General features: G+C 71.4%; 10 protein-coding genes. 7 read left to right on the forward strand and 3 right to left on the reverse strand.

Translation table 11 applies throughout. The features are described from left to right. The first annotated feature begins 6 nt into the window (after nt 1-6). The 3 genes from HZF19_RS08830 (at nt 7) to HZF19_RS08840 (ending at nt 4,897) form a co-directional block, all read left to right on the forward strand. Nucleotides 7-1,011: an NAD(P)H-dependent glycerol-3-phosphate dehydrogenase gene (locus HZF19_RS08830; RefSeq protein ID WP_208028401.1), complete on the forward strand. Its 1,005-nt coding sequence runs from the start codon at nt 7-9 to the stop codon at nt 1,009-1,011. A gap of 93 nt (nt 1,012-1,104) precedes the next feature. Further along, nucleotides 1,105-3,168 carry a hypothetical protein gene (locus HZF19_RS08835; RefSeq protein ID WP_208028402.1) on the forward strand — a complete coding sequence of 688 codons (2,064 nt, stop codon included), beginning with the start codon at nt 1,105-1,107 and terminating at the stop codon, nt 3,166-3,168. Between the two features lie 25 nt (nt 3,169-3,193). After that, nucleotides 3,194-4,897: an adenylate/guanylate cyclase domain-containing protein gene (locus HZF19_RS08840; protein WP_208028403.1), complete on the forward strand. Its 1,704-nt coding sequence runs from the start codon at nt 3,194-3,196 to the stop codon at nt 4,895-4,897. 49 nt (nt 4,898-4,946) lie between these two features. Here HZF19_RS08840 and HZF19_RS08845 read toward each other — a convergent pair whose 3' ends face one another. Then, on the reverse strand, nt 4,947-7,589 hold the full coding sequence (locus HZF19_RS08845; protein ID WP_208028404.1) for a glycoside hydrolase family 38 N-terminal domain-containing protein: 2,643 nt from the start codon (nt 7,587-7,589) through the stop codon (nt 4,947-4,949). A gap of 24 nt (nt 7,590-7,613) precedes the next feature. Here HZF19_RS08845 and HZF19_RS08850 point away from each other — a divergent pair, with 24 nt between their 5' ends. Together HZF19_RS08850 and HZF19_RS08855 are read left to right on the forward strand one after the other, a co-directional pair. Continuing rightward, nucleotides 7,614-8,042 (forward strand): RpiB/LacA/LacB family sugar-phosphate isomerase, encoded by a 429-nt coding sequence (locus HZF19_RS08850; RefSeq protein ID WP_208028405.1) that lies wholly within the window; start codon nt 7,614-7,616, stop codon nt 8,040-8,042. Nucleotides 8,043-8,046: 4 nt separating this feature from the next. Then, entirely contained in the window at nt 8,047-8,358 is a 312-nt protein-coding gene (locus HZF19_RS08855) for a GYD domain-containing protein (protein WP_208028406.1), read from the forward strand. 22 nt (nt 8,359-8,380) lie between these two features. Here HZF19_RS08855 and HZF19_RS08860 read toward each other — a convergent pair whose 3' ends face one another. Next, entirely contained in the window at nt 8,381-8,623 is a 243-nt protein-coding gene (locus HZF19_RS08860; protein ID WP_208028407.1) for a hypothetical protein, read from the reverse strand. Nucleotides 8,624-8,773: 150 nt separating this feature from the next. On the opposite strand from HZF19_RS08860, the gene HZF19_RS08865 reads away from it, so the two are divergent. Both HZF19_RS08865 and rnhB read left to right on the forward strand, forming a co-directional pair. Continuing rightward, nucleotides 8,774-10,474 (forward strand): ABC transporter substrate-binding protein, encoded by a 1,701-nt coding sequence (locus HZF19_RS08865; protein WP_208028408.1) that lies wholly within the window; start codon nt 8,774-8,776, stop codon nt 10,472-10,474. 77 nt (nt 10,475-10,551) lie between these two features. Then, nucleotides 10,552-11,271, forward strand: coding sequence for a ribonuclease HII (rnhB, locus tag HZF19_RS08870; protein WP_208028409.1), 720 nt, complete (start codon nt 10,552-10,554; stop codon nt 11,269-11,271). Between the two features lie 10 nt (nt 11,272-11,281). Here the strand turns inward: rnhB and HZF19_RS08875 are convergent, their stop codons facing one another. Continuing rightward, nucleotides 11,282-12,553 (reverse strand): acyl-CoA dehydrogenase family protein, encoded by a 1,272-nt coding sequence (locus tag HZF19_RS08875; protein WP_208028410.1) that lies wholly within the window; start codon nt 12,551-12,553, stop codon nt 11,282-11,284. Nucleotides 12,554-12,569: the final 16 nt, after the last annotated feature.

Here is a 12,569-nt window from a genome sequence, read left to right on the forward strand (position 1 = left end):
GAGGTCATGCGGATCAAGGCGGCCGTCATCGGTGCCGGGTCGTGGGGGACGACCGTCGCCAACCTCCTGGTCCAGAACGTGCCCACGATCCTGTGGGCCCGCGAAGCCGGGCTCGCCGAGCAGATCAGCACCACCCATCGCAACGAGCGGTATCTGCCCGGCTTCTCCCTCGACGCCAGGCTGGCGGCCACCGCGGACCTGGAAGAGGCGGTCTGCAGCGCAGACCTCCTGGTGATGGGCGTGCCCTCCCACGGGTTCCGCGACACCCTCGAGGCCGTCAGCCCCTGCATCCGCGCCTGGGTCCCCGTGGTGAGCCTGGCCAAAGGTCTCGAGCAGGGCACGAACAAGCGCATGACGGAGATCATCCAGGAGGTGCTGCCTGGCCATCCCTACGGGGTGCTCACCGGCCCCAACCTGGCGAAGGAGATCCTCGCCGGCCACGCCGCGGCCTCCGTGCTGGCCATGAGCGACGCCACCATCGCCACCCGCCTCCAGGACGTGTTCGCTACCGAGCCGTTCCGCGTCTACACCAACGACGACGTCATCGGCTGCGAGCTCGGCGGGGCATTGAAGAACGTCATGGCCATCGCGTCCGGGATGGCCGACGGGCTGGGTACCGGCGACAACACCCGGGCCGCGGTGATCACCCGGGGACTCGCCGAGCTGACCCGGCTTGGCATGGCGATGGGCGGCAAGCCCATGACCTTCGCGGGTCTGGCCGGCATGGGGGACCTGCTCGCGACCTGCATCAGCCCCCAGAGCCGCAACCGCCACGTCGGCGAGCAGCTCGGCCGAGGTCGGCGCATCGAGGAGATCATCGAAGAGATGCACATGGTCGCCGAAGGGGTGAAGACCGCGCCGGTGGTGATGGAGCTTGCCGAACGCTACGGAGTGGAGATGCCCATCGCCGAGCAGGTGTTCAACGTGGTGCACCGCGGCCGCCCGGCCGAGGAGGCCTACCGTGGGCTGCTCCGCCGCCGGCGGGTGAGGGAGATGCATGGCCTCGACTGAGCCCCGAGCGACCGTCGGGCGTGCCGTCCGGAGCACCCCCACCGGCGGTGACCGGCGCGCCGGCCGCCCGCGGCTGGCGCCCCCGGCACCGTGATGCGCCCCGGCCAGTGGCTCGGGCCGTGGTGGTTCGAGCGCCAGACCGACCCCGAGAGCGCCGAGTTCATCCCCGGCGGTGGGCGGGAGAACCTCACCCACCGGACCTGGACCCGGCTGGGCACCCTCACGGGCCCGGAGCGGGCCGCCATCGACCCCCGGGGGCTGGTGGGCGGTCCCTCCGCCCGCTGGTCGATCGACTGGTGGATCGGCGCCGAGGACCGCTGGCACCTCCCCAGCCGGGAGGTGGCCGTCCGCCAGCGCCTGGTGGGTCACGCCCCCGTGGTCGAGACCGCCATGCGGATTCCCGGCGGTGACGCGCGGCACCGGGCGTTCGCGTTGGCCGGCCGGGACGGACCGGAGGTGGTCATCGAGATCGAGAACGGCACTCCTGTCCCCTTCGCGGTCGCGCTCGCGCTGCGACCCGATACCCCCGCCGGCCCAGGCGTGATCACCACTGTCGAGCTCGACGGCACGGCGGTGCTCGCTGACGGCGAGCTGGCCCTCGTGCTCCCGAGGCCGCCGGCGCGGATCGCGGTGGGCACCGCCTCCGACGGCGACGCGGTCCACGACGTGATCACCGGCGCGGCGACGGCGTCCTGGCCGGGGCCCGTGCGCTGCGAGCGGGGCCGGGCGAATGCGGCCTTCGTATACCCGCTGCCCCACACCGCCACCCTCAGGGCGGCGCTGCCGCTGCGGCCCCCGCTGCCCTCGCCCCGCCGGCGACGCCACGCCGGAACGATCCGAGTGGTGAGCTCGGCCACCACCGCCGAGCAGGTGCGCAAGGGCTGGGACCGGCAGGTGGCGAGAGCGCTGCGGGTGCAGCTCCCCGACGACCGGCTGGCCGGGGTGATCGAGGCCGCCCGCCGGCACCTGCTCGGCCTCCACGCCGGCGAGGACGTGTCCACCTGGCCGTTGCGGGCCGCAGGTTGGCGGGAGACGGCCGCGGTGGTGGTGGCCCTCGACCAGTACGGGTTCCACGAAGAGGCGAGCCAGCTCGTGGCCACGCTTCCGGACCGCCAGGGGCTCGACGGCTTCGTCGGCGCGAGCGAGGAGGGGTGGGCAGCCAACGGGGCGGCGCTGCACGCGGTGGGGGAGCACTGGCGCCTGACTCGCGACGAGCTCACCACCGAGGAGCTGGTCGGTCCGGTGGCCAAGGCCGGTCACTGGATCGGCAAGCGATGGGCAGCCGGGCAGGTACGGGGACGGGCCCGGCGGGGCTCGTTTCCCGGGCCCGGGCTCGAGGACCTCGGCTGGTGCGCGCGGGGCCTGCGGGATGTGGCCGGCGCGATGGCCGGCGTCGGCCAACCGGAGCTCGCCGAAGACCTGGACCGCTTCGCCGAGCAGATCGTGGCCGTCCTCGCCGGGGGCGAGCCCGAGGCCGCGCACCTCCGTGTTGCCTCGCTCGGTGCGCTGCCCGAACCCGGGGAGCGGATGGCGGCGGTGGCTGCGCTGGCTCGCGAACGCTGGGAGGTGGGACCGGCGCTGGTCGACCCCGCCGACCGCGGCCTCGACCCGTCCCTCACCCTCGCGCTGGCCACCATCGAGCTCCGCCTGGGTGACGAGCGGGCACTCGATCGTCTGGGCTGGCTGCTCGACCATGCATCGGCCACGGTGACCTGGCCCAGCGCTGTCCACCCCCGGACCCGGGGCGGCTCCGCCGGCGACGGCCACGACGGGGTGGTCACGGCGCAGGCCTGCTCGTTCTTCCGCCGTCTGCTGGTCGACGAGGACCGTTCCGGGCTCCGGCTGTGCGCGATGTACCCACCGGGGTGGCTCGGCCAGGGAGTCGAGGTGCACGACGCCCCGACGGCTTTCGGCCGGTTGGGCTTCGCCGTCCGCTGGCACGGCGAGCGCCCCGCGCTGCTGTGGGAGCTGGACCCCCACCCCGGGGTCGGCGAGATCACCCTGGTGGCGCCGGGGCTCGATCCGTCGTGGTCGAGCAGTGAGCCCCGGGGGGAGGCGCTGCTCGCTCCGGTGACATCTGCCACGGTCATCGCCGAGCCTGCCGGGCCCCCTGCGCCGGAGCCCGATGGCGAGACTGGGTCATCATCGTTCAGCTGAGGCAGGCGAGGCAGCGAGGTCGGAGATGAGCGAGCAGGACGCGGAGCAGGTCGATCTGCGCTCGGTGCTGATGGATCTCGGCGTTCCGCTCGACGAGGTCGAGCGGGCCGAAGCCGACGGCACCCTCGAGCTGCTGGCCCTCGAGCGGGTCGTCTGGCTCGAGCCGCCCACGTTCGACCTCGCCGAGGTGGCGGCGCTCTCGGGTGTCTCCCCGGAGGAGATCCGGTCCTACTGGCGGGCGCTCGGCTTCCCCGACCCCCGACCCGGCGAGAAGCTCTTCACCGAGCGCGACGTCGAGATGTTGAGCGCCGTGGTGTCGTTCATCGCCGAGGGCACGCTCGAGCCGGACCTGGCGCTCCAGATGGCCCGGGTGGTGGGCTCGGCCATGGACCGCATCGCCACCGCCCAGGTCGATTCGTTGCAGCTCAGACGTGACGCCCGGGAGAGCCAGGAGGCCGCGGGCGGCACCGTGACCGCGGGGGCCGCCCGGAACACCGCGGAGCTGCTCTCGCTCATGCCCCGGGTGATGGAGCTGGTGTGGCGCCGCCAGGTCGCCCACGCGGCCCGCCGGCGCATGATGCGCGCCGCCAGCGACGGAGGAGCCGACACCGTGGTGGTGGGATTCGCCGACATGGTGGGATTCACCGCCAAGACCCAGCAGCTCGAGGACCACGAGCTGGCCGAGGTGGTGGACCGCTTCGAGACCGTCGCGTACGACGTGGTGAACAGCCACGGTGGACGGGTGGTCAAGATGATCGGCGACGAGGTCATGTTCCTCCACGACGAGGTGCGCGCCGGAGCTGAGCTGGCGCTGGCGCTGGCGGAGCGCTTCGGCGACGACCCCGCGCTCTCCGACGTGCGGGTCGGGCTGGCCTGTGGACCGGTGCTCGAGCGCGACGGTGACGTCTACGGGCAGGTGGTCAACCTGGCCAACCGCATCGTGTCCATCGCCTACCCGGGGTCGGTGGTGGTGTCCGAGGAGGTGCACGACGCGCTGGCCGACCACGACGACCTCTACTTCCGATCGCTGCGCTCCCACTACCTCAAGGACATCGGAAAGGTCCCGCTGTGGGTGCTGCGGCGCAGCGCGGAGTCCCCCGAGGCGCCCTACCGGGATGCCCGGGAGCGCCGGGCGGCGCGGGAGTTCCTGCGAGAGCAGTGGGCGATGTTGCGCGAGGAGGTCCGGGCTCGCAGCGCCGAGCTGTCCGACCTGCCGGAGCTCTTGCGCCGCGAGATCGCGCGCGGTGGCCCGAACCAGACGGAGCCGACCACCGGACAGTTCGAGGCCCTCACCGACGCGGTCCTCGAAGCGGACCTGCAACCGCAGATCCAGGTGGAGCTGCTGGCCGACCTCGAGGTGGCCCAGCGGCTACGGCGCCTGGAAGAGGAGGCGCAGGCGAAGGCAGCCGAAGCCGACGAGGAGGCCGAGCGTCGCCTGGAGGAGATCGAGCGGGAGGCGCGCCAGCGGATCGAGCACATCGAGCGTGAGGCCCGACTCAAGATCGAGCGGGCCCTCGCCGAGGCGGAGGAGAAGTCCCGGCGGGCCAACGAGGAAGCCAGCCGCAAGGTCGAACGGGTCGCCATCGAAGCCGAGCGCAAGGCGGAGCGGGCAGCGAAGGAGGCCAAGGTCGAGGCGCAGCGCAAGGCCAAGCGCCGCTCGCGCGACCGGGACGCCCGGAACGGCAAGAAGGGCACGCGCAACCACAAGAAGGACGAGAACGACACGTAAGCCGGGGGAGGGGGGTGCGCGGCTCCCGGGGGCGGTGTCGGGGTGCGGCTCAGCCGTTCGCGAGCTGCGCGGTGGCGATGCGCCACGGCGCCAGCTCGAAGGAGCCTTCGAAAGGCTCGAGCGGCCGGCCGCGCAGGTCGACCAGCCACCCCCGCCGCCCGGGGATGTGCACGACGGTCGGCTCCGGTGAAGGGTTGAACACCCGCACCACCAGCTGACCGCGCTCCCGCCGCACGGCCGACACCTCGGCTCCGCCGACGTCCAGCCCGGTGCCGGTCGCCGGGCCGTCACCCTCACCGCTCGATGACGTCACCCGCATCGGGAGGAACGCGTCGTCGACCAGCCCGAACGCCGCGGTGGGATCGCCACCCGCCGCCAGCGCGAACCGCAACGTGTGGGGCCCGATCATCTGGGAGCCCTCGGTGTGGATGAACGGCCCCGCCGGCAGCGGGCGATACGCCATCGGCGCGTTGGACAGCAGTCCGGTGCAGCGCAAGAGGGTGAGGGCCAGGGCGTGGGCCGCGCCATCGCGCACGTCGACCAGCTCGTACTCGAGCAGCCCCTCGTGTACCACCGTCAGCCCACCCGCGCAGACGAACCGGCGCGAGGGATAGGTCGGCAGGGGCAGCTCGTGCGGTCCACCCTCGGCCTCCAGGCCCCGGGACACCACCGCGAACGCGCACTCCGCGTGGGACTCGCGGGCCGGATCGGGCAGCGGGAACCAGGCCCGGAGCCGGTGGTCACGGCACGGGTTGTGGAACTCGACGGCCACCCGCACCAGCGGGCTGCCCGCGTGCACCTCGATCGTCGTCGTGGTCGTCACCTCGACGGAACCCGCACGGGCTCCGAAGGTCACTCGCTCGGGCCAGGAGTAGGTGCGCTCGATCGCCAACCGGGCCCTTAGCGGGCCACGCTCGACCACCCGAACCGACACCGACGCCGGGGTGTCCACCACGGTGTCGGTCGCGGGCGGGGAGTAGTTGTAGGTGTCACCCGCGTCGCCGTCGTCGACGAGCCGGGCCATGCCCGCCACCCCGTCGAGGGAGAACGTGCCGGTGGCGGGGTCGACCTCCACGGTCACCAAGCCGTTGGCGATCACCGGCGCGCCAGCGCCCTCGACGGTCACCGGGGCCACGCGATCTGCGCCGGGCTCGAGGACCTTCCAGCCGAGGGCCGGGACATCGGCCGCCCAGGTGAGCACCCGCTGCGAAGGTGGGGTGACCAGCGCGATCCGGGCCGGGCCCTCGGGCAGATCGGCCGCGGCCTCGCTCACGAGGCTCTTCGCCGGACCGGCGTAGCGCTCGCCGCTCCCGTCGCTGGAGCAGACCAGTCGCACGTCGAGCACCCCGGTCTCCTCGACCTCGATCTCGACGTCGCGCAGCTCGTGCATGCCGTCGACCGCCGCGTGCACCAGGGTGACCACGTCGGTCCGGGTCAGCCCGCCGGTGCCGGCCACGCCGTCGTTGACCGAGAGCACCTGCGTCCCGTCGATCGGCTCGGTGCCGGCCAACACCAGCTCGACCACCCCGCTACGGGTGCGGGCCGAGGAGTTGACGGCCAGTGGCCCGGGCACACCGATGGAGCTGGCCAGTGCGGCCACGGCCCGCTCCGCCAACCCCTCGCCGATCTGGCGCGCTTCCGTGTAGCGGTGCCGGACCGCGGCGTTCACCTCGTCGATGGAGCACGCACAGCTCGAGTCGTGTGCCGCGTTGCGGATCATCTCCAGCCAGGCCAGCTCGAGCGCTCGCTCGGGCCAGCGATCGGCCGGCAGGTACAGCGCGCTCAGCGGCTCGGCCACCCGCTCCAGCACCCGCTCGGCCACCGCGGCGGCCTGCTTGACGTCGACCCGGTTCGAGGCGACCCCCATCAGCAGGTTGGCCCGCGCCCCCGAGCGCAGCTCCCCGAGCCAGGTGGGGAGTCCCTCGGTCGCCGCCCGGTCCAGGTAGTCCGCGAGAGTGGTGACCTGGAACCGGTAGCCGTCCTGGAGCTGGTTGGCCTCCGCCAGCACCCGGCTCAGGTATGGCTTCGGTCGCAGGTGGTCGGTGCCGTTCATCCACAGGATCGGCCCCTCGAGGAGGAAGCTCGCATGGTCGCGCTCGAAGCGCTCCACCATGCCGACCAGCTCCTTGGCATCGTCGGGCAGTGCGGCGCCGTTGCCGTAGCCCTCGAGCAGGTACTCGGCCCGCACGGTGGAGCCGTCGGGTGCCGACCACCAGAACGCGCTGCGATCGACGGCCGAGGGAACCCCGCGCCACACGACCGCATGGGACAGCCCGAACTGGCGGAGGATCTGTGGCATCTGGGCCACGTGCCCGAACATGTCAGGCAGGTACCCGACCTCCATCGCCCCGCCGAAGGCGGCCGCCCGCTCCCAGCCCAGCTGGAGGTCGCGGACCACCGTCTCACCGGACACGAGGAACTCGTCCATGAGGACGTACCACGGGCCCACCCCCAGCCGCCCGCTGGCCGCCAGGCCCCGGAGCCGCTCGGTGTGCTCGGGGCGGACCTCCAGGTAGTCGTCGACGACGGCCATCTGCCCGTCGAGCATGAAGTGCGCGAACCCCGGGTCGCGCTCGAGGAGCGGGAGCAGCTCGTCGACCAGGTCGACGAGCTGCAACCGGAAGGACTGGTACGCCTCGTACCATTCCCGGTCCCAGTGGGTGTGGGGCACGACGGCCACCTCGCGAGTCATGTGGGGAGCCTACGCTCGGCAACGATGCGGATCGCTTTCGGTACCGACGAGAGCACCCCGCTCACCGACGCCGTGCAGCGCCGGCTGCGGGAGGCGGGCCACGAGGTGGTGGTGGTCGGCGAGGGCGACCCCTGGCCCGAGGTCGGCCGGCGGGTCGGCGAGGCGGTCGCGGGCGGCCGTGCCGAGCGGGGGGTCGTCTGCTGCTGGACGGGCACCGGGGTGTCGATCGCCGCGAACAAGGTGCCCGGAGTGCGGGCGGCGCTGTGCACCGACGCCGAGACGGCTCGGGGGGCACGCCGGTGGAACGACGCCAACGTGCTCGCCCTCGGGTTGCGGCTGACCTCGGAGGAGGTGGCAGGCGAGATGCTCGACGCCTTCCTCACCACCGACGTGGACGACGACGAGCGCGCCGCCATCGCCCGGCTCGAACAGCCCGGACCGGGTAGGTTGTGAGACGATGCCGACGTTCGTGATGCTCTCCGTCCTCGGTCCCGACGGCTCCGCCACCTTGCGCACCAACCCGCGCCGCATCAAGGAGGTCAATGCCGAGGTCGAGGCGATGGGGGCGAAGGTCAAGGACCAGTACGCGTTGTTGGGCCAGTGGGACTTCATCACGATCATCGAGGCGCCCAACGAGGGCGTCATGGCTCGCATCGCCACCACGCTCGCCGCTCGGGGCACCCTCAAGACCCGCACCCTGACCGCCATCCCGGTCGACGAGTTCATCGCCCTGCTGGGCGAAGGGGTGGGCGAAGCCCCGCCGCACTAGGGCGCCACGGCCTACCAGCTGCTCAGTACCACCACATGCCTCGCCGCCGCTCGCGGCGCACGTCGGCCTCCGCGAACGGCAGGGGCAGTTCCATCCCGTCGGAGAGCCGCCGCAACCGATACCCGCCCGGACTGTGCCCGATCACCTCGAACCCCCGAGCCCAGCGACCATCGAGACGGTTGCGCACCTCGACCCGCGCCCCGGGCATCAACGGCTCTGCCGTGCCCTCCAGCTGCTCGCTGCGAACGTGATCGACGGGTTCCACGGCCGGCCTCATTCTCCCGCTCGGGTCCGATCACGTCCACCATCTCGTCCGGAACCTGCGGCGGCAGGCTCGGACGCCGGTTGCGCCAGGTCGCGGGCGGTCGTCGCGTACACTACGCACCACGGGGCAAGCCAACCAGGGGGTGGAGGGATGACCACGGCGCATGATCTGCACGGCCGGGCACGGAGCTTCGCCGTGGCGGTGCTGCTCGCGATGGCGGTCCTCGCGGCGGCGTGTGGAGGTGGCGGCGGCAACGATCAGACTGGTGCGACCTCGAACACGTTGGCACCGGACGTGACCGTGGCGCCGGCCGGCGACGTGCGGACCGGCGGCAAGCTGGTGTACGGCATCGAGGCCGAGACGTCCGGGTTCGATCCCACCACCGACCGGTGGGCGATCTCGGGCAACCTGATCGCCTTCGCCATCTTCGATCCACTGGCGGCCTACGACGCGGACGGCAACCTGCGGCCCTACCTGGCCGAGTCGTTCACCCCGAACGACGACTTCACGCGCTGGACCATCAAGGTTCGCCCGAACATCACGTTCCACAACGGCACGCCGCTCAACGGAGCCGCGGTCGCGGGGGCGCTCAACGCGATCCGAGAGTCCGTTCTCGCCGGTGGAGCGCTGCGCAACGTGACGAACGTCGAGGTCCCCTCCGGTGACCCCATGTCCGTGGTGGTCACCATGCGAAACCCGTGGGCGTCGTTCCCGGCGGTGCTGGTGGGGCAGGCCGGGGTGGTGCCGGCGCCGGAGCAGCTCAACGCGACCGGCGAGGCCAAGTCCCGGCAGCCGATCGGCACCGGCCCGTTCGTGTTCAAGCAGTGGATCCCCGACAACCGGTTCGTGGCCTCCCGCAACGAGAACTACTGGATGCGCGACAGCGAGGGCCGGCAATTGCCCTATCTGAGCGAGGTGGAGTTCCGGCCGATCCCCGACGTGCAGACCAGGGTGAGCGCCCTCCAGACCGGGGACGTGAGCATGATCCACACCACCGATCCGTTGACCATCGCGGACCTGAAGCTCCAAGCGGAGGCCGGTCAGATCCAAGCGGTGGAGGACCGGGGTGAGAACGAAGAGACGTTCATCATGTTCAACACCAGCAAGCCCCCGTTCGACAACGTGCTGGCGAGGCGCGCCGTGGCGTACGCGGTCAACTACGACACGTACCTGAGCACCTTCCAGATCCCGCCCAGCCTGGCCGCCGACAGCGCGTTCGGGAAGAACTCGCCGTATCACGTCGACTCCGGCTTCCCGACCTACGACCCGGAGCGGGCACGCCAGTTCGTGGCGGAGTATGAAGCACAGACAGGCCAGAAGCTGAGCTTCACAATCGGCACGACCCCGGTGCCGGTGAACCAGCAGGCGGCCACTCTGCTCGCCGGGTTCTGCGAGGCGGTCGGCATGCAGGTCTCGGTGCAAGCCGTCGAGCAGGGCAAGTACATCAGCGACGCGGTCACCGGGAACTACCAGGCGAACCTCTGGCGCCAGTTCGGATCGCCGGATCCCGACGGGGACTACCTGTGGTGGCACGAGTCCAACGTCACCGATCCGATCTCGCTCAACATCGCCCGGTTCAAGAACCGTGAGCTGAGCGAGGCGCTGGACAAGGCTCGGGCGTCCAACGACCCCGAGGTCCGCAAGGAGCAGTACGCCATCGTCCAGCGGATCTGGGCCGATCAAGTGCCCTACGTCTGGCTGAACACAACGACCTGGCTGATCGCGGCGGAGAACGACGTGCGGAACCTGGGCAACGTCGCCCTGCCGAACGAGCAAGGGGTGGCCGACATCCCCTCCATGGCCTTCCAGTCGGGCTCCAGCCGCCTCACCATGACCTGGCTCGATCGCTAGGGCTCCGGCCGACCAGGCCCACTCAGGAGTCCGCGGGCCCTGCCTTGCCTGCAAGGGCCGGGGTAGGGTCCCCCGCCGTGGCCCCCAGCTCCGCGCCGCCGCTCCGCAAGGCGCTCAAGCGACACGCGCCCAGCCTCGCCGTGGAGCGGGAGCTGTGGGCCGCCGGGCATGACCTTGTGGCCGGTCTGGACGAGGTGGGTCGTGGCGCCTGGGCTGGCCCGTTGGTGATCGGCGCGGTCGTGGTGCCCCGGGAGCGGCGGGTCTACAAGATCCGCGACTCCAAGCTGCTGACCGAGCGCGAGCGCGAAGCGCTCTTCGATCGCATCACGAGCTGGGCAGTGGCCTGGGCGGTCGGGGTGGCCTCACAGCAGGAGTGCGACCAGCTGGGCATGTCGGCGGCGCAGCGGTTAGCGGCGCGCCGGGCGCTCGATCGTCTCGGGGTGGTGCCCGACCAGATCCTGCTGGACGGCAAGTGGGATTTCGTCGGCGGGCCGAACACCCACCGGATCGTGAAAGGGGACGCCACCTGCCTCTCGATCGCCGCCGCGTCCATCGTCGCCAAGGTGTGGCGGGACCGGCTGATGCGCTCGTTGGCGGCCAGCTTCCCGGGGTACGACTTCGATTCCAACAAGGGCTACCCCTGCCCGCGGCACCGGATGGCGCTCGCCGGGATGGGGCCCACCTCCATCCACCGTCGGAGCTGGGCCTTCATGGATTCCCTGCCCTGGACCGGCGTGGCGCGGGTCAGACCAACCGTGCACCACCCGCAGCTCTCGCTGTTCGGCGGATCGCGCTGACGCGGCAGGCTCAGCCGGCGGTCTGGGTGCCGACGAGGAGGTCCTTGAAGGGCGTCTTGGCGTCGATGCCGGGGTCCTTCGGCAGGCCGAGCACCCGCTCACCGACGATGTTCTTCATCACCTCGTCGGTGCCCCCGGCCACCTTCATGCCGGGGATCCCGAGCAGCAGCTGGGACCAGGCGTAGGTTCCCCACTCACCGGTGTTCGCCTGGATCCGCGGGCCGAGCACGTGCGCCACGAAGTTGGCGGTCCGCCACAGGTTGTTGGTGAGTGACAGCTTGGCGATCGACATCTCGGGACCGGGCATCTGTCCGGCCTTGATCTTCGCCATCGCCCGCTGGTTGGTGTACTTGGCCACCTGGAAGTGGATGTAGACGTCCATGAGCTGCTGGCGGACCAGCGGATCGTCGGCCACCTCGAAATGGCGGACGAGCTCGGCCAGCCGGGTGAGGCTGGCCATCCCCATGCCACCGGCGCCACCGGCACCGATCGACGCCCGCTCGTTCATCAGCGTGGTCAGCGCCACCGTCCAGCCTTGGTTGACGTCACCGAGGCGGTGGCTGTCGGGCACCCGCACCTCGGTGAAGAACACCTCGTTGAAGTTGGCGCCACCGGTCATCTGCCGCAGCGGGCGGATTTCCACGCCCGGGGCCTTCATGTCGACCACGAACCCGGTGAGCCCCTTGTGCTTGGGGAGGTCCGGGTCGGTGCGGCAGATGATCTCGCCGATGTCGCTGTAGTGCGCACCGGAGGTCCACACCTTCTGGCCGGTGATCACCCACTCATCGCCGTCGCGTACCGCCTTGGTCTGCAGGCTGGCGAGATCCGAACCGGCACCGGGCTCGCTGAAGAGCTGGCAGCCGACGATGTCACCCCGGTAGAGCTTGGGCAGGTACTCGGCTCTCACCTCGGGAATGGCGTGAGCGAGGATGGTGGGGGCCACCATGCCGAGACCGATGCCGAAGAACCCCTGTTCGGGCACCCGGTAGCGAGCCTCGAGTGATTGGTAGAGCTGCTCGTAGGAGCGTGGCAGCTCCCGACCGCCGTACTCGGCCGGGCCGCTGATCCACCCCAGGCCCGCGTCGTACCGCTTGGCACGCCACTCCTTGGCCTTGGCCAGCGCAGCCCGCTCCTTCTCCCGGTCGACCTCCTCGAAGAGGGCGACGTCGTCGCTGCCCTCACCCCAGACGAACTGCTTCTGCTCTTCCTTCAGCTCGGCGTTGGCGTCGAGGAACGCAAGGCACTCCTCACGGAACTCGTCGAGGGTCGGGATGTCGGCCATCGGTGGGGTCCTTCCG

The sequence above is a fragment of the Rhabdothermincola sediminis genome (assembly GCF_014805525.1).
GTDB lineage: Bacteria > Actinomycetota > Acidimicrobiia > Acidimicrobiales > Acidimicrobilacustridaceae > Rhabdothermincola > Rhabdothermincola sediminis.